Raw genomic sequence first — 16,877 nt, 5'->3', positions numbered from 1 at the left:
TAAAACACGACAATTTATGTCATGTTTAAAAAGAAAAAAGGTGATACATTTGTCAAAAGCTAAACGCTTATTAGATATTCTTATATTTGCTTCTGCGAAAAAAGCATTTACAGCGCAAGAAATAGCTGATGAATTTAATATTTCTGTTCGTACTGTCCATAGATACATTTTAGATTTAAGTGATATGGGATTACCCATTTACGCTGAACAAGGTCGCAACGGAGGATATAAAGTATTAACGAATAGAGTAATTCCACCTATTTTATTTACGGAAGAAGAAGCAGTCTCCATCTTTTTTGCCTTTCAATCTTTAAGCTACTACAGAGACTTGCCTTTTAACACAGAAATAAATTCCGTTACACATAAACTATATAGCTCCCTACAACATGATGCGAAAGCTAAAGTTGACAAAATACGTTCTTATATCGCCTTTTGGAATCCGAAAAGAACAATTGAGACACCACTTTTAAACGAAGTGTTAACAGCGGCTATTGAAAATAAAAATTTACACTTTCAATACGAATCTAAATCAAAGATCAAAACAAAACACGTTCATCCTATCGGTGTATATGCGCATGATGGTTTATGGTATTTACCTGCTTATGATTTTAATGTAGAAAAAACATTACTGTATCGCGTCGATCGTATTCTTTCTATATTATCAACGGAAGAAAATGAAGATACATTCATGAATTTAAAAGAGTGGTTTGCCTCTAACTCTCACGTAGTACATAATCCTACTCAGTTACATGTTTTACTGTCAACAGAAGGCGTACGCCAATGTAAAAGCGTGCCTTACCTTGAAGAATTCGTTGTAACAAACGAAAACGGGACAGGATATATACATTCAACAATTGATAAAGGAGAAATCAATTTTATTACCCCTTTATTTTATAGACTCGGAAAAGATGCAAAAGTTTTAGAACCGATAGAATTGATAGATGGTTTACGTATGCGTGCGAAAGAAGTTTTACATATGTATGGAGACGAAAAAAGCTGCTAAATATAAGCAGCTTTTTAATCTAGTTGTTCTTATTATGTTTACGATTGACGAATATCAAACCACCAACGATTTTTCGAATTCATATTTTCAGTGTCACCAATCCCTCTGTAATTGAAAGCATCCAAAAAGATTGAATCTAATTTATCTTCATCTACAAAATAACCTAAATTAACTTTTACCGTTTCTCCTGGTGTGATACTGCCAATATTGTAAAAGCTTTTTCCATCTCCATGAGGCTCTAAATAATCAACTTCGCCTGTCATAATATTTTTTTCTGCGATTCCATCTTTCCCAGCATACTGCCATGCATTTCCTTTATATTCAAGAACTTTTATAGATGGAGTCATATAGATTTCTTCTGTCGCCTGTTTACCTATATTTTTCACTGTTGTTGTCAGGTAGACAAATTTAGGATGAATTAATTTTGATTCTACTAATTGATCAATTGAATCTTTACCATTTCCAATTTTATATTTATCCCTTCTATATGGTATCAATTGTCCAGCTTGATCCAAAGCTTGATTCCTGCTTAGTATTCCTAAGCCCATTTCATTAAAGTTCTCTTGTTTAAAATCTTTGATTGAATCAAAGATTTCAACTTTTTCTATCACATATTCAATTTGACTGTTATCCATAGATATCGTTACTGGAACCTTTTGCCCTATATGAAATAGTCGTTTGCTATCCTTCTTCAAAGGAATTACCTTAGTTGTTTTACTTTCTTGGCTAAAATACTTTTTATCATAATCGCTTATATATGATGACTTTTCTTTTGACGTGGGCTCAAGTGAAATGCTCCCTAGCACATCTATCATTTGTTCTTCGTTTATATCATTTCCAATGTAACTTTGTAACATAATTCCTTCTTCCTCAAAATAGAGAAAAATTACTCTATTAAACATTAAATCTTTATTACCATTTTCTCTATGGACAATTACTGCCTTCTTACCATTTATCTCTTTTTCTTCATAACTTTTCGAGTACAGAGTTGGAAAATCTGAATTCCCTCCTACTCTCCAAAGAACGAATGAAAATCCACCCATTGCGTAGTTATCTTTAAAGGAATATTTCATAGCAGAGTCATCAATTGCTTCCATATTTTCTGGTAATTTATCGATTTTCAGCTTATACCACTTATCAGCCTTTTTCGAGTCCTTATTTGTTACTGAAACATTTACTTCATAATTTTGTTTTTGAACGATCATATTATAGACCTTTACTGCTCCAAAAACGGTTGTCGGCATGCCGATCAATAAGCAAGCAGCAGCGATTAACATACGATGTCTTTTACGCTTTTTCAGCGGTTGTCCATCTTGCGGTTTCATTTCCTCCATAAACAATTTCTTTTTGCGCGTATATGTATGTGAAAATTCATGTTGTTGTTCAAGTTTATCAAAATCATCTAAAGCAATTTTTTCAGCAAGTTCATATATTTCTTTGGAGTTCTTTGAATTCGTCATGTTGTATACCTCCTATCATATTTTGGACTCGTTTTCGAGCGCGTTCAAACTGCTTGCGGACATTTGCCTCGGTTATCCCCATGACACTTGAAATTTCTTGATACGTTAAGTTATAGAAGACTTTGTACTTAAACACCTGTCTATTAGATTCGTTTAACTCTTTTAGCAATGCATCAATTTGAACCTCAGACATTTTACGTTTTTCCCACTCTTCAATATTTTCATCTACTGCTTCTACAGATTCTCTTTCATATTCTTCTAAAAATGTTTCATGTCGTTTGTTTTTCCGGTAACTATCAATCGCCTTGTTTTTCGCAATCCTCAAAATGTAACGTTTAAGCTCTTGAGTAGCCAAGCTATGGAGCTTTTCCAAATTCTTATAAAGAGTAATAAACGTCTCTTGAACCGCATCTTCAGCCTGTTGAATATTATTTAAAATAGAATATGCTACATAATAAATCTTTTGTTCATACAACTCATATAGCTCTTCCATCTTTTCATAATCGTTGTTTGTAACTTTCATATAATTCCTCCTCTCACTCTATATAACGAATGAGCGCTATACTTTGTGACACTGCAAAATCTTTTTATATATAAAATTTAATAATAGAATAAACAAAAGCCCAATTTCTCTATTGTAACTGAGAAACTGGGCTTTTTAATATTAGAATTTTCCTGACCGCTACGCCTTTTCAGTAAGCAGCATATGCTCTATCGCTTCTTTTAACAAATTCTTTGTCTCTTCCAAGTTATGATTCTGCTTTTCTCCTGGTTGTACCATATAAAACTCAGCAAACGAACGCTCTTTATATCTTGGTACGACATGCATATGATAATGTGTTAACTCGTTAAATACTCCACCATTTTGACAAACTGTAACTCCGTCAGGTTTATATACTATCTTAATCGCTTTTGCAATGAGCTTAGAAGCATCCATAATAGATTTTGCTACAACGTCATCTAATTCGTCTACTTCTACAACATGCTGCTTTGGCACAATTAAAGTATGTCCTGAGTAGAAAGGCGCATGATCTAAAAAACATGTTACATAATCATCTTCATATATTTTATATATAATTTCCTCTCCGCCTGCTAATTTACACCCTAAACATTCCATCATATTTCCCCCTTTATTAAAAACATAAAAACGTGAGAGCCGTATTCTCACGTTTTTATGTTTCATTTTATTAGTTCAATTGTTTCCGTAACCTTTATACTATCTTTTACAGATTGAACAATCGTACAATTTTTCACTGCAAGCTGCAATGCTTTGTCCAACTGCTCTTCTGTAATGTTTTCCGCTTTAATTTTATAGTGCAAATGAACACTTTCAACTGGCTTCGATAACGCTTCACTTCTACCAATTTCAGTTTCGATTGTAAACGTATCGTATGGAATACGTTTCTTTTCTAAAATCGTTCGAAAAACAATTGCACTACACCCTGCGATAGAAGAAACGAGTAATTGTAACGGTGAATAACCGTTTTCTTTTCCAATCGCTAATTGACCATACGATAAATCTGCTTCTATATCATCGTGTTTGATTGTTAGTTTCATTTGTTTTTTCCATCTCCACTTTCATCGGTTTCTGCCGTTTCTTACTAATATAATAATATATATAGCAGAAAATGATAAATGGAATACCACAGTATAACGCCATTCTTTGTTCAGGAATAAACGCTAAACTAATAACAACAATGCTATTTGTAATTAAAGCTAAAATTGGAACAATCGGGTATAGTGGTGTTCTATACTTTAAGTCCTCTAACTTTCCTCCGCCTTTTATATACTGACTTCTAAAGCGAAGTTGCGATAGAGCAATAATGATCCAACTTGAAACAGCCGATAAACCAGCTATCGATAATAAATACATGTATACTGTATCTTCTGCAAGGAAACTTGTGAATAGAGATAATCCAGCTACCGCAATCGTTACGACTAGCGCTGTAATTGGAATACCACGCTTATTTACTTTCTGGAAGGAAGTTGGTGCCATTCCCTCATTTGCAAGTGACCATAGTATACGCGTCGCTGCATATAATCCAGAGTTCGCTACAGATAATAACGCAGTAATAATAACGAAGTTCATAATATCAGCTGCGTATGGAATACCAATTTTATCAAATACGACTACGAATGGACTTTCAATTACACCTGCTTCTTTCCAAGAAATTAATCCTACTAAAATTGTCATTGTTAAAATGAAGAATAACATAATGCGCCATACTGTATTACGGATCGCACGTGGAATTGTTTTTTCTGGATTTTCACTTTCTCCCGCTGCAATTCCGATTAACTCTGTTCCTTGAAATGAGAAGTTAACTGTAATCATTGTAAGTAGTACGGCAGCTAGTCCATTCGGGAAAAGTCCACCATCGCTTACAAAGTTAGAGAAAAGAGGTGCTGCTTCTTTTCCGTCATATGATATAAATCCTAATAATGCACTACCACCAAGAACAACAAATGCAAGGATTGTAATTACTTTAATACTAGAAAACCAAAATTCTAATTCAGCATAACTTTTTGCCGAAATTGCGTTTGAAGCATATAAAATAACACCGAATACAAGGCACCATACCCAAACATCAACATTTGGAAACCATCTTTTCATCATTAAACCGATTGACGTTAATTCTAGACCCACTGTTACTGCCCAGCCAAGCCAGTATAACCAGCCAATCATAAAGCCCGTTCCTGGTCCAATAAACTTCGTTGCATACTTTTGGAAAGATCCTGAAACCGGCATCGCTACCGTTAACTCTCCAAGACAAAGCATTGTTAAATACATAATAAATCCGCCTACTAAATATGAAAGGATGGCTCCCCCTGGTCCAGCCTGATTAATAGTGTAACCTGAACCTAAGAAAAAACCAGTTCCGATTACACCACCAAGTGCGATCATAAATAAATGTCTACTCTTCATCGTGCGATGTAATTTCTCATTCGTTGGTTGCTGCATCTAAATCCTCCCCCTACCAATACCCCTATATCTTGTTAAAATTTTCTGATAATAAAAATATACACGAAAGCGATTACATTTTCTATATAAAATTAAAACTTTTCTGATAAAATAATATAAAAATCGAATTATTGCAAGATTTAGATTCTATTTAGAGGAAAATAAGGAGAAACAAGGAAAAAACCCTTACATATATTGTAAGAGTCAACGAAGTTCTAATCTTCTCGATAAAATTGATAAACTATAATTTACGATAAAGTACATACAAGCTACTAATATAAATGTTGGAATCATGTAATTCACATTTTGCCCGCTAATAATTTGAGCATTATGCATAAGCTCAGGGAGTGATATAACAACCGCTAGCGACGTATCCTTCAGCAATGAAATAAATTGACTGACAAGCGGCGGAACCATTCTCCTTAATGCTTGTGGCAAAATAATATGCCAAAGCGCTTGCACATAAGTTAATCCCGAAGATCTTGCGGCTTCAACCTGCCCTTTTTCAATAGACAATAAACCACTTCTAACAATTTCAGATATCATTGCTGCCTCAAATATTGTTAAAGCAACAATTGTAGCTGTTATAATTTCTAATTTCAAGCCTGCTTCTGGAAGTGCAAAATACGTGAAAAATATAATTAACAGTAGTGGTAAGTTTCGAATCACTTCAACTATAACTCCTAATACTTGTGAGACGACAGGTATTTTCGTGTAGCGCAATATACCGATTACACTTCCAATAATAAAACTAAGTACAATTGCTATGAGCGCTACCTCTAATGTTATCAGTAATCCTTTTAATAAAAATAGAATATGATCCCCTGTAATTGCTCCCTTGAAATCCATTTACACCGCCTCCTTTGCCAAGCGTTTTTCTAAATAACGCACTAGCATACTGAGCGGAATTGTTAATATTAAATAAAACATCCCGACAAATATATAAACATCAAACGTAACAAACGTCTTCGTTGAAATTAAATCTCCTTGATACATTAAATCAGAACCAGCAATGATTCCAAGTATTGAAGAGTTTTTAACTAAATTGAGAAACTGGTTTCCTAAAGGGGGAATTACAATTTTCACAGCTTGGGGTAAGACAACATAATACATCGCCTGCACATACGTTAGCCCTGAAGAGCGGGCAGCTTCCATTTGCCCTTTCGCAACTGATAAAATACCAGCGCGAATTACTTCTGCAATAAAAGCTGCCGTATATACCGTAAGCGTAACTGTTCCTGCTACAAAACCATTTAAAGTAATTCCTATTACAGGTAAAGCAAAATAGAATATAAATGCAATTAATACGAGTGGAATATTTCTTACAAACTCCACAAAAGCTGATCCTATCCAATTTAAAATACGAATAGGTGCAATACGCATTACTGCCAAAATTACTCCTAAAATAAAACTGCCTATCAATGCAATTACACTAGACATAACTGTATATTTAAATCCTTCTAAATACATATCAATGTTATTCGTTAATATAGAAAAATCAGGCACATATTCTCCCCTCTTTCTTTACAAGAAGAGGATGAGTACTCTCATCCTCTCACTTTTACTATCTACTTTTCTGGTTTTTGTCCAATCCACTTCTCATATAATTTGTCATACTCCCCGCTTGCTTTCATGTCTTTAATTAAAGTATTAATCTCTTTCGTTAAATCATCTGCCCCTTTTTGCACTGCAATTCCGTATGGTTCATCTGTGAAAATTTTCCCTACTACTTCATAATTAGAATCTTGTTTTGCCATTCCGTAAAGGATCGCATTATCTGTCGTTAACACATCACCTTTACCTGCCTTTAACGCTGTAAATGCCTCACTATAATTTTCAAACTCTAATACAGTCGCTTCTGGTGACTTTTGACGAATGTTATTTGTAGATGTTGATCCTTTTACAGCTAATACTTTAACGCCTTGTTTTATATCATCGACACTCTTAATATTGCTTCCTTTTTTCACAAGTAACGATTGTCCTGCTTTAAAATATACATCTGAAAAATCCACTTCTTTTTTGCGTTCTTCCGTAATTGTCATTGTTGCAATAATTGCATCAATATCACCATTTTTCAGCATTGGAATACGTGTTTTAGACGTTACTTCTTTCAGCTCTAGCTTCTTTTCATCTCCGAGAATCTTTTTCGCAAGTGCCTTCGCGACATCAACATCGAATCCTTCTACCTGCCCTGTTGAAGGATTTTTTAATCCAAATAAATTCGTATCATTCTTTACCCCGACTACTAATTTCCCTCGTTTCTTAATTTGTTCAACAGCCCCGCCTTGCTTCGTATTTGTTTCCTTCGACTCATCTTTCTTACTTCCGCATCCAGCAACAACAAGCACGAATAAACATGAAAATACAATTAAAGTAAATAATTTTTTCATTTTAAGCATAAAATTCCTCCTCTAATGATTTAGCACCCGACTTAAAAATAAACGAGCTCTTTCTTGTTCAGGGTTTGCAAAAAATTGCGCCGGTGTTGTATCTTCAATAATTTGACCATCATCCATAAATAAAATCCGATCTGCTACTTCTCGCGCAAATCCCATTTCATGCGTGACAACGACCATCGTCATCCCTTCTTTAGCCAGCGCCTTCATAACATCAAGTACCTCTCCAATCATCTCTGGATCAAGAGCAGACGTAGGCTCATCGAATAGCATAATTTCCGGCTGCATCGCAAGTCCTCTAGCAATTGCTACCCTTTGTTGTTGTCCTCCGGATAATTGATGTGGATATACGTTAGCCTTCTCTGGGATTCCTACTTTCTCTAAATAAAGCATTGCTGTTTTCTCTGCTTCTTCTTTGGAAACTTTATTTACTTTAATCGGTGCTAATGTAATATTTTGCAGAACTGTTTTATGTGGGTATAAATAAAAATGTTGAAAGACCATCCCAATATTTCGCCGCAATTCATTTATGTCCGTTTTTTTATTGTGTACCTCTGTATTTTGTACAATTAATTCTCCATCTGTAATTGCCTCTAATTGATTTATACATCGAAGCAATGTACTTTTTCCTGATCCTGAAGGCCCGACAACTACCACCACTTCACCTTTTTTCACTTGCACATTAATATTTTTCAAAACTTGAAAGTTACCATAATATTTATTTACATTACAAAATTCTATCAACATACTCCCCCTTCCCCTAACAACGCATGTACATTCTTTTTATATTCAAAAATAGTCTCAAAAATAACTTTTAGCTTCAATTTGTCCATAAAAAAAGCAAAGAGTTTCCCCTTTGCTTCTTCATTTCTATTCTGTTAAGATACTTCTTCTTTCTTATCTTTCCCGTATTCATGCTCCCAAAAATCAGCATTTTTAATTCCTAATGGCCCTGGATCGAATACTGGATCTTTTCCTTCTTTTTTCTGTTTTTCATAATCCTTTAATGCGACTAATGCAGGTTTTTGTAATAGTAAAATCGCAATGATATTTACCCATGCCATAATTCCTACCCCAATGTCGCCTAAAGCCCAAGCCGTTGCTGCTGTTTTTATACATCCATAGAATACAGCTCCTAAAAATACAAACTTTAGTACCATAGACATCCAAGGACGGTCTTTATCACGATTTAAGTACGCAATATTCGTTTCTGCAATGTAGTAATACGCCATAATTGTTGTAAACGCGAAGAATAATAACGAGATTGCAACGAAACCGTTTCCAAATCCAGGGAAAACAGATTCTACTGCCGCCTGTGTATACCCCGGTCCTGGCTGAGCACCGTTTAATTTATTTACGATAAAGTTTTTTCCGCTCGCATCAAATACGTTATACATGCCTGTAATAATCATCATAAATGCTGTTGCTGAACAAACAAATAATGTATCAATGTAAACGGAAAATGCTTGCACTAAGCCTTGCTTAGCTGGATGTGATACTTCAGCAGCTGCTGCTGCATGTGGCCCAGTTCCTTGCCCTGCTTCATTGGAATAAATACCACGTTTTACTCCCCAAGAAATTGCTAAACCGATAATACCACCGAAAGCCGCCTCTAATGCAAAAGCACTTCTTATAATTAACATAAATGCTTCTGGCAATTTTTCAATATTCATAGCAACAATAACGCAAGCTACTAAAATATAACCAACTGCCATAAACGGTACGACAACTTGTGCAACGTTAACGATTCGCTTTACTCCACCGAAGATGATAATAGCTAATACAACAACTAATAAAGTCCCTGATAATGTAGTGTTAATTCCAAAAGCTGTCTCTAAACTTACAGCAATACTATTTGCTTGCACACCTGGCAATAAAAGCCCCGTTGCAATAATTGTCGCTGCAACGAATACTAATGCATACCATTTTACACCTAAACCTTTTTCGATGTAATAAGCAGGTCCACCACGAAACTGCCCTTGATGTTTCGTCTTATATATTTGCGCGAGTGTTGATTCTACATAAGCTGATCCTGCCCCTAAAAAGGCTACTGCCCACATCCAAAATACAGCTCCTGGTCCACCGAATGCAACCGCTGTTGCTACCCCAGCGATATTCCCTGTCCCAACTCGTCCTGATAATGAAAGTGCTAACGCTTGGAATGAAGAAACACCAGCCTCTGATTTTTCTCCTTTAAATGTCAGCTTCACCATTTCTCCTACGTGCCTTACTTGTAAAAACCTCGTTCGAATGGAAAAATATAAACCTACTCCTAAACATAAATAAACAAGTGCTGGACTCCAAACAATATTATTTATCCAATTTACGAAAGTTTCCAACATTCCCCCTCCTCCTTTATAAAGAATATTCAGAATATATATAAAATTATAAGTGCATACTGAATCTAGGACAATATTATTTTAATAAAGTAAACATATTTTTGTATAAAAAAACAAAGTATATATTTGTTTTATATACTTTGTTTTGAACTAAATGTATTATATATTCACAATTGCTTCTCTTTTAATAATTCTTTCGTATAGCTCTTCTGATAATTTCAAGAAGTTATCAGGCATATCTTTACCTTTAAACTTCTTCTGAAGCGTTCCATATAAACCTATATCACGTAAACGTAAAAATAGTGGCAACGATTCATACCAACTATCCGCCAGCCTGTGCTCATACTCATATCCTTTTCGTAACACTTGTAACTGTTTACGAGCAAAATCTGTCTTCTCTTCTGCTGTCCACGTTGTAAATAGAACAGAGTAGTATAGAACCATCGCTAAATCATGTATAAAGTAATTATAAGCCGCATCATCAAAATCAAAGATTGTTAGCTCTTTACCATCATAATGAAAATTACCTTGATGGATATCACCGTGCATAAGACCGAACGTTTCTCTTTCAACTGGAAGGGCCTTAATTTCATCCATTAGTACCGCTGCAATCTTTTTCACTTGACCATCTTCTAATTCATTAACAATTCCACTTTCGTCTTCTTCCCACGTATCACGGTAGTCTGTTTTAGGATAATCCATTGTAAGGCGATGCAGTTGCCCAATCGCTTTTCCCCATGCTTCAAAATAAGCATCTCCCCAATAAGGCGATTCCTCTCCTTTTACTTGCTCACCTTTTGCATATGTAAATAAAGAAGCGAAAAAGAACGTTCCATCCTCTGCTACGATTTCTTCTACGAGATTTCGAGACGTTGAATAAAGAGGTCCTGCTACCTTTGCCCCATTCTCCGCAACATATCGTAAAAAATCTAGTTCAGCCTCTACCTCTTGTTTAGAACGATGAGAAGAATGTGTTAAACGTAATACGTAATCTTCATCATTATCACCCTTCGCCTTAAAAATATAATTCTCAAAATCTCCAAGTGGCTTTTCTTCCACTGTTACATGAAACAAATTCGCTGCTCTTTTTAAAATCTCTTTCGTAAAAACACGTTCTACAGCTATTTCCATATATATCCCTCCTATATATCTTCTTAATTCGACACAAATGTTAGAAGTACTGCTATGAAATTGAATAATGCGCAAAAGACAATGTAACGTAACTTTGAATTCTCTTTTAAAAAAAATAATTCAAGCATAAATTTCTCACAAACGACAAAAATTAACAGAAACAATTGTACTTTAAAAGAGGTGGAAATTATGACAGACAAAAAAGAACAACAAGAGAGTAAAAAACAAATGCATATGTTTCCATCACTTCTGGAGAACATTAATTACATTGAAAATAAACTTTCTCATTCTGATGATATAAAAAAATTAGATCTCCCTTTTCAAAACGGAAAAGGAACAATCATATATATTGAATCTTTAGCAGATCCAAATTTAATTCATCAATTAGCTCTTGAACCATTATTAACGAGGTCGGATTTATCTTTAGATAAAGCTTTTTCTACGTTAAATATGAAAAAAGAAACGAATTTAAATTATGGAGTACAGGTTTTATTACAAGGTAAATCCTTATATTTTCATGAACACGTCGATAGTTTTTGTATTTTCGAAACAGCTTTATCTTTAAAGAGAGATATAGCGGAGCCTGATAATGAAGGGATTGTGCGTGGTCCACATACTGGTTTTGTAGAGGATCTAGCAACTAATTTAAGCTCTATTCGTAAACTCATTAAGAGTCCAAATTTAGTTGTTAAGTATTTTACAATCGGTGAAGAAATGCACACGAAAGTAGCAATTGCTTATATGCAAAATATAGCGAATGACGATTTAGTTACAGAAGTGAAAAGAAGATTAGAAACGATTAAAACGGATGCACTTATGTCACCAGGATACATACAAGAATTTATAGAGGATACGTCTTTCTCCCCATTTCCGCAGCAATTAAATACAGAGCGTCCAGATAGAACTGTTGCTAATTTAATGGAAGGACGTGTTGCCATTTTATCTGACGGAGATCCAACAACGCTCATCGTACCTGTTACGTTATTCGCTTTTTATCAATCACCAGATGATTATAATAACCGTTGGATTGTCGGTTCTTTCGTCCGAATGATTCGCTTAGTAAGTTTTTTAATTGCCTTTCTCTTGCCAGCTTTATATATTGCAACTGTCGCATTTCATCCCGATGTGTTGCCGCTCGAACTTGTGTATACGATTAAAGCTTCGTTAGAGAAAGTACCGCTTCCTCCTATTTTTGAAGCTCTCTTAATGGAGTTAATTTTCGAGTTATTACGAGAAGCTGGTATTCGCTTGCCGAGCCGTGTTGGACAAACAATCGGTATTGTAGGTGGTTTAGTAATTGGTGATGCGATTGTAAAAGCTGGGCTCGTTTCTTATACGATGATCATCGTAGTAGCTTTAACTGCAATCTCATCTTTTCTCGTTCCATCAAACGATATGAGTTCAGCAGTTCGAATTCTTCGTTTTCCATTAATGCTCCTTGCTGCCATATTTGGATATGTAGGCATATCATTCGGTCTCATTATAACTTTCGTTCACTTATGTCAGCTTCATTCATTTCATACACCATATCTTTCTCCTGTTGCCCCGATGCGGATTAAAGATATGAAAGATTCTTTCGTAAGACTACCAATTTGGTCATTTTGGGAACGACCACATGATCCAAAACCAAAAAAAATGCAACGCCAACATGTAACGAGAGAGGATGAGGACGGTGACAAACACGCAAAGTAAAATCTCGCTAGTTCAATTTACCTTTTTCGTTATTCAATGCCAAATTGGGGTCGGTATACTATCTCTACCTAACCGGCTTCATCCGATAGCAAAAGGTGGTGGTTGGATTTCTGCGCTCATCGCGGGGCTTGCCATTCAACTTATTATTTTACTTATGTGGCTTTTCTTAAAACGATTTCCTGATGCAGATATGTATAAAAGTGTTTGTATGCTATTTGGTAATAAGTTAGGAAAACTATTGGGCTTTTCTTATATTTTTTATTTTACCCTTATCGGTATGACGGTTATGTTGAATGCTTGTAACGTCATTAAAGTTTGGATATTACAAGCAACTCCGTGGTATGCCATTCTCATGCTATTTACAATAGCTTGTTGTTATGTAGCTTATAATACGTTTAAAGTCATCGTACGATTTTATGTCATGACCTCTATTCTCATTTTACCTATGGCGCTTTTAATCGCCCTAGGGCTTTCCCGAGCTGACTTTTCTTATATTTTTCCCATTACAGAGGCTGGATGGTGGAATATTATTCAAGCATCGAAAGAAACAATTACAGCTATGTATGGTTTTGAAATCTTTCTCATCGCATTTCCTAAAGTAAATGGGAGTTCTGTGGAAAAACTGAAGGCAATTTCTATCGCTAATGGATTTGTGACTCTCTTTTATGCTTTCACTGTTTGGATTTGCTTTATCGTATTTAGTCCAAAACAAATTGAACTTATCCCAGAACCAGTTGCTTACTTATTACGCTCCTTACATATCGGGATTATAGACCGGACTGATTTACTATTCATTCCAATATGGATGATAACAGTTGTCGCTTCTATTGCGAGTTATTACTGTGCCGCTTCTATAGGAATTGGACATATATTCAACCTCGCTAATCATAAAAAGGCTGTTCCAATCGTTGGTATTATTGCTTTTAGTGTAGCCTTATTTATAGATACACCTGAAGAATTAAAAGTCATTGCAACTTTCACAGATAAGTTCACCTATATTTTCATCGTTGTTCTCCCTCTTTTATTTCTACTCTATTCAGTAATAAGAAAGAAGAAAGGAGAACAGTATGTTTCCAAAAAGATTTAAATTACTTTTTATATTATGTACTAGTTGCCTCCTTTCTGGCTGTTGGGATCAAGAACCATTAAGAGAAGCTAGATTAGCTTATAGCATTGGATATGATGTTACGGAAGAGAATAAGCTTCAGCAAACGCTTGAACTCGTAAAAAGTTCAAGTGGAGAGCAATCTTCATTCGAAAATGAAATACATTCAGCAACCGGGCATAACATAAGGGATACAAGCGATGCCCTAAAAAAAAATGTGACTGGGAATATTCGCTATTTTAAATATGGTGTTCAATTACTAGGAACCAAAATTCTAAAAAAAGGTATATTACCCTATTTAGATGTCAGCTTTCGGGACCCAACAAACCCAACTGCTTTAGTAAAACTTATTGCAGTAGATGGTGAAACATCGGAGATACTCGAAAAAAAGAAAATAGGAAATTTACTAATTGGAGATTTTCTACAGAAAAAAGTGAAAAGTTTAGAAGATATGAGTGTATTTCCAAAAGAAACTTTAGAAACAGCCGCTACAAAAATGTTAGATCCCGGTAAAGACTTTACACTCCCTTCTATAAAAATAAAAGGAAAAGAATTAATTACAAATGGGTTAGCTTTATTTAACAATGATAAATTGACTGGACATTTACCTTTGAAACAATCTGTTTTATTCGTATTATTAACCGGAAAAATGGGAACAAGTGCCCGTATAACCCAAAAACTTACTAGTGATGAATCTGAGAAGACATCTGATTATTTAACAATGGAAATTAGCAATCGAAAGTTAAAACGAGATTTAAAAATAACAACGGATAAAAAAGGAAATGTTTATGCTCACATTAAGCTCCAACTAAAAGTAATAGCACTTGAAGCCCCAAGAGATAATATTTATAAAATGGAAGCCAGAAAAAAACTAAATAAGGAATTATCAAAGCAACTTACGAAAGAAGCGAAAAAAATAACAAATAAACTACAAAAAGCAAATTGTGATGCTTTTGGAATTGGTAGACATCTCATCGCTTATCACCCTGATTTATGGAAGAAAAAAAATTGGAATAAAGATTATGCAAAAGTAAAATTCAAACCTGAAGTAGACGTAAATATTTTGTATAGTGGTGTCTTAAAATAAAAAGGTTGTATGCCGCTCGGGCATACAACCTTTTTATTTCGTATATCGATACACAATTGATTCATATGGTCTTAATTTAAGTTTTGTAATATCCTTGCTGGAATCTTTATAATTCGACAGTAGTACCTCTTGTTTCATTCCATCTAATTGAACGTGCGCCGGTACAGAGTACGTTATTTCTTCTCCATAGAAGTTATTTATAACAAGTAGTACTTCACTTTCTGTAGTACGAGTATATGCCCAAATTTTAGGATCATTTTTATCCAAAATAGCATATTCTCCTTCTGTAATTACATCATACGTTTTTCTAAGCTCTATTAACTTTTTATAATGATAAAATACGGACTCTTTATCTGCTAATGCTTTCTCTACGTTTATTTCTTTAAAATTTTCAGCCACTGAAATCCAAGGTGTACTTGTTGTAAAACCACTGTTCACCTCTTCATTCCACTGCATCGGAGTACGAGAGTTGTCACGAGATTTTTGCTTTAAAACCCCTATAATCTCTTCTTGTGATAGCCCTTCTTTTAGCTTTATATCGTATATATTTAACGATTCCACATCACGATATTGCTCGATGGACTTAAATTTAGGATTTGTCATACCGATTTCTTCCCCTTGATAAATATAAGGCGTTCCTTGCAGCATGTGCATAGCTGTCGCTAACATTTTTGCAGATTCGTTTCGGTACTTTCCATCATCACCAAAGCGTGACACGATGCGAGGCTGGTCATGATTACACCAAAATAACGCATTCCATCCTCCGCCCTTTTGCATTTCAATTTGCCAATTAGACATAATTTCTTTTAATTTAATGAAATCAAAATTCGCTTTTGTCCACTTATCTCCATTGGGATAATCTACTTTTAAATGATGAAAACTAAACGTCATACTTAATTCATTACGCTTAGGATTTGAATATTTAATACAATTATCAATTGTCGTAGAAGACATTTCTCCAACTGTAATTACATCTTTTTCTGCAAAAACATTGCGATTCATCTCTTGTAAATATTCATGAACACGCGGGCCATCTGTATAATACTTGCGTCCATCACTTGTCGCAGTATTACCTTCATCATTTAAGAAGCATTGGTCTTTTGAAATTAAATTAATGACATCTAATCGGAATCCCGTTACCCCTTTATCCAGCCAAAAGCGCATCATATCATATACTTCTTCACGAAGTTTTTCATTTTCCCAATTTAAATCAGCTTGTGTTTCATCAAATAGATGTAAATAATATTGCTCCGTCTTCTCATCATATTTCCAAGCAGATCCACCAAACTTAGACTGCCAATTATTTTTTTCATCACGCCAAATATAGTAATTACGATATGGACTATTTTTATCTTCCTTCGCTTCTTTAAACCACTTATGTTCAGTCGAACTATGATTTACAACAATATCAAGCATAATTTCAATGTTACGTACTTTCGCTTCTGCTAAAAGTTCTTCAAACTCTTCCATCGTTCCGTAAGATGGATCAATGCTGTAATAATCACTTACATCATATCCATTATCATTTTGTGGTGATTGGTATATCGGTGTTAACCAAATATAATCCACTCCGAGTTCTTTTAAATAATCTAGTTTCTCTGTAACCCCTTTTATATCACCGGTTTCTCTATTGTAATAACTATTAAAGCTCTTCGGATAAATTTGATAGACTACACTTTTATGCCAATCCTTCATGTTTAACTTC

General features: G+C 34.7%; 16 protein-coding genes. 4 read left to right on the top strand and 12 right to left on the bottom strand.

The window, feature by feature from the left end; all coding sequences use genetic code 11:
- The first annotated feature begins 16 nt into the window (after positions 1-16).
- Positions 17-1,003, top strand: coding sequence for a helix-turn-helix transcriptional regulator (locus tag NST86_RS03270; RefSeq protein ID WP_137026709.1), 987 nt, complete (start codon positions 17-19; stop codon positions 1,001-1,003).
- Positions 1,004-1,041: 38 nt separating this feature from the next.
- On the opposite strand, the gene NST86_RS03265 is transcribed toward NST86_RS03270, so the two are convergent.
- The 11 genes from NST86_RS03265 to NST86_RS03215 all read right to left on the bottom strand — a co-directional run bounded on the left by NST86_RS03265 (position 1,042) and on the right by NST86_RS03215 (position 11,288).
- Entirely contained in the window at positions 1,042-2,463 is a 1,422-nt protein-coding gene (locus NST86_RS03265; protein ID WP_061664098.1) for an anti-sigma factor, read from the bottom strand.
- Entirely contained in the window at positions 2,429-2,986 is a 558-nt protein-coding gene (locus NST86_RS03260; protein ID WP_016117159.1) for an RNA polymerase sigma factor, read from the bottom strand. The genes NST86_RS03265 and NST86_RS03260 overlap by 35 nt, the downstream gene beginning before the upstream one ends.
- A 159-nt stretch (positions 2,987-3,145) precedes the next feature.
- Positions 3,146-3,646, bottom strand: a complete 501-nt coding sequence (locus tag NST86_RS03255) for an HIT family protein (RefSeq protein WP_137026707.1) — start codon at positions 3,644-3,646, stop codon at positions 3,146-3,148.
- Positions 3,643-4,020 carry an OsmC family protein gene (locus NST86_RS03250; RefSeq protein ID WP_016117157.1) on the bottom strand — a complete coding sequence of 126 codons (378 nt, stop codon included), beginning with the start codon at positions 4,018-4,020 and terminating at the stop codon, positions 3,643-3,645. The genes NST86_RS03255 and NST86_RS03250 overlap by 4 nt, the downstream gene beginning before the upstream one ends.
- Positions 3,995-5,422 (bottom strand): amino acid permease, encoded by a 1,428-nt coding sequence (locus NST86_RS03245; protein WP_001187097.1) that lies wholly within the window; start codon positions 5,420-5,422, stop codon positions 3,995-3,997. The genes NST86_RS03250 and NST86_RS03245 overlap by 26 nt, the downstream gene beginning before the upstream one ends.
- Before the next feature lie 204 nt (positions 5,423-5,626).
- Complete coding sequence (locus NST86_RS03240) at positions 5,627-6,271, bottom strand: amino acid ABC transporter permease (RefSeq protein WP_227593339.1); 645 nt, start codon at positions 6,269-6,271, stop codon at positions 5,627-5,629.
- Entirely contained in the window at positions 6,272-6,928 is a 657-nt protein-coding gene (locus NST86_RS03235) for an amino acid ABC transporter permease (RefSeq protein ID WP_001112669.1), read from the bottom strand.
- Positions 6,929-6,990: 62 nt separating this feature from the next.
- A complete protein-coding gene (gene glnH, locus NST86_RS03230; protein WP_016117156.1) occupies positions 6,991-7,821 on the bottom strand; it encodes a glutamine ABC transporter substrate-binding protein GlnH in 831 nt (276 codons plus the stop codon).
- A gap of 12 nt (positions 7,822-7,833) precedes the next feature.
- Positions 7,834-8,562, bottom strand: coding sequence for an amino acid ABC transporter ATP-binding protein (locus NST86_RS03225; RefSeq protein WP_227593341.1), 729 nt, complete (start codon positions 8,560-8,562; stop codon positions 7,834-7,836).
- Positions 8,563-8,696: 134 nt separating this feature from the next.
- The gene (locus tag NST86_RS03220) at positions 8,697-10,157 is read right to left on the bottom strand and encodes an alanine/glycine:cation symporter family protein (RefSeq protein WP_033693781.1); all 1,461 of its coding nucleotides are present in this window, start codon (positions 10,155-10,157) and stop codon (positions 8,697-8,699) included.
- Between the two features lie 159 nt (positions 10,158-10,316).
- Positions 10,317-11,288 (bottom strand): phosphotransferase enzyme family protein, encoded by a 972-nt coding sequence (locus tag NST86_RS03215; RefSeq protein WP_061664097.1) that lies wholly within the window; start codon positions 11,286-11,288, stop codon positions 10,317-10,319.
- Between the two features lie 189 nt (positions 11,289-11,477).
- Here NST86_RS03215 and gerKA point away from each other — a divergent pair, with 189 nt between their 5' ends.
- Genes gerKA through gerKC form a run of 3 tightly spaced genes read left to right on the top strand, consistent with a single transcriptional unit; the run spans position 11,478 to position 15,172 of the window.
- Positions 11,478-12,980, top strand: a complete 1,503-nt coding sequence (gene gerKA, locus NST86_RS03210; protein ID WP_000130114.1) for a spore germination protein GerKA — start codon at positions 11,478-11,480, stop codon at positions 12,978-12,980.
- The gene (locus NST86_RS03205; protein ID WP_016117152.1) at positions 12,961-14,067 is read left to right on the top strand and encodes a GerAB/ArcD/ProY family transporter; all 1,107 of its coding nucleotides are present in this window, start codon (positions 12,961-12,963) and stop codon (positions 14,065-14,067) included. Before gerKA ends, NST86_RS03205 begins: the two co-directional genes overlap by 20 nt.
- Complete coding sequence (gene gerKC, locus NST86_RS03200; RefSeq protein ID WP_000484123.1) at positions 14,048-15,172, top strand: spore germination protein GerKC; 1,125 nt, start codon at positions 14,048-14,050, stop codon at positions 15,170-15,172. The genes NST86_RS03205 and gerKC overlap by 20 nt, the downstream gene beginning before the upstream one ends.
- A gap of 33 nt (positions 15,173-15,205) precedes the next feature.
- Here gerKC and treC read toward each other — a convergent pair whose 3' ends face one another.
- Complete coding sequence (treC, locus tag NST86_RS03195) at positions 15,206-16,867, bottom strand: alpha,alpha-phosphotrehalase (protein WP_000656137.1); 1,662 nt, start codon at positions 16,865-16,867, stop codon at positions 15,206-15,208.
- Positions 16,868-16,877 lie beyond the last annotated feature (10 nt).

The sequence above is a fragment of the Bacillus sp. FSL L8-0199 genome, from assembly GCF_038005705.1.
Classification (GTDB): domain Bacteria; phylum Bacillota; class Bacilli; order Bacillales; family Bacillaceae_G; genus Bacillus_A; species Bacillus_A cereus.
This window is presented reverse-complemented; position numbering and strand designations above follow the sequence as displayed.

Bases quoted from the DNA above. Each gene is read 5' to 3' on its own strand.
- treC (WP_000656137.1), bottom strand. From the start codon at position 16,867: ATGAAGGATTGGCATAAAAGTGTAGTCTATCAAATTTATCCGAAGAGC.
- NST86_RS03240 (WP_227593339.1), bottom strand. From the start codon at position 6,271: ATGGATTTCAAGGGAGCAATTACAGGGGATCATATTCTATTTTTATTA.
- NST86_RS03250 (WP_016117157.1), bottom strand. From the start codon at position 4,020: ATGAAACTAACAATCAAACACGATGATATAGAAGCAGATTTATCGTAT.
- gerKA (WP_000130114.1), top strand. From the start codon at position 11,478: ATGACAGACAAAAAAGAACAACAAGAGAGTAAAAAACAAATGCATATG.
- gerKC (WP_000484123.1), top strand. From the start codon at position 14,048: ATGTTTCCAAAAAGATTTAAATTACTTTTTATATTATGTACTAGTTGC.
- NST86_RS03260 (WP_016117159.1), bottom strand. From the start codon at position 2,986: ATGAAAGTTACAAACAACGATTATGAAAAGATGGAAGAGCTATATGAG.
- NST86_RS03265 (WP_061664098.1), bottom strand. From the start codon at position 2,463: ATGACGAATTCAAAGAACTCCAAAGAAATATATGAACTTGCTGAAAAA.
- glnH (WP_016117156.1), bottom strand. From the start codon at position 7,821: ATGCTTAAAATGAAAAAATTATTTACTTTAATTGTATTTTCATGTTTA.
- NST86_RS03270 (WP_137026709.1), top strand. From the start codon at position 17: ATGTCATGTTTAAAAAGAAAAAAGGTGATACATTTGTCAAAAGCTAAA.
- NST86_RS03255 (WP_137026707.1), bottom strand. From the start codon at position 3,646: ATGAAACATAAAAACGTGAGAATACGGCTCTCACGTTTTTATGTTTTT.
- NST86_RS03215 (WP_061664097.1), bottom strand. From the start codon at position 11,288: ATGGAAATAGCTGTAGAACGTGTTTTTACGAAAGAGATTTTAAAAAGA.
- NST86_RS03245 (WP_001187097.1), bottom strand. From the start codon at position 5,422: ATGCAGCAACCAACGAATGAGAAATTACATCGCACGATGAAGAGTAGA.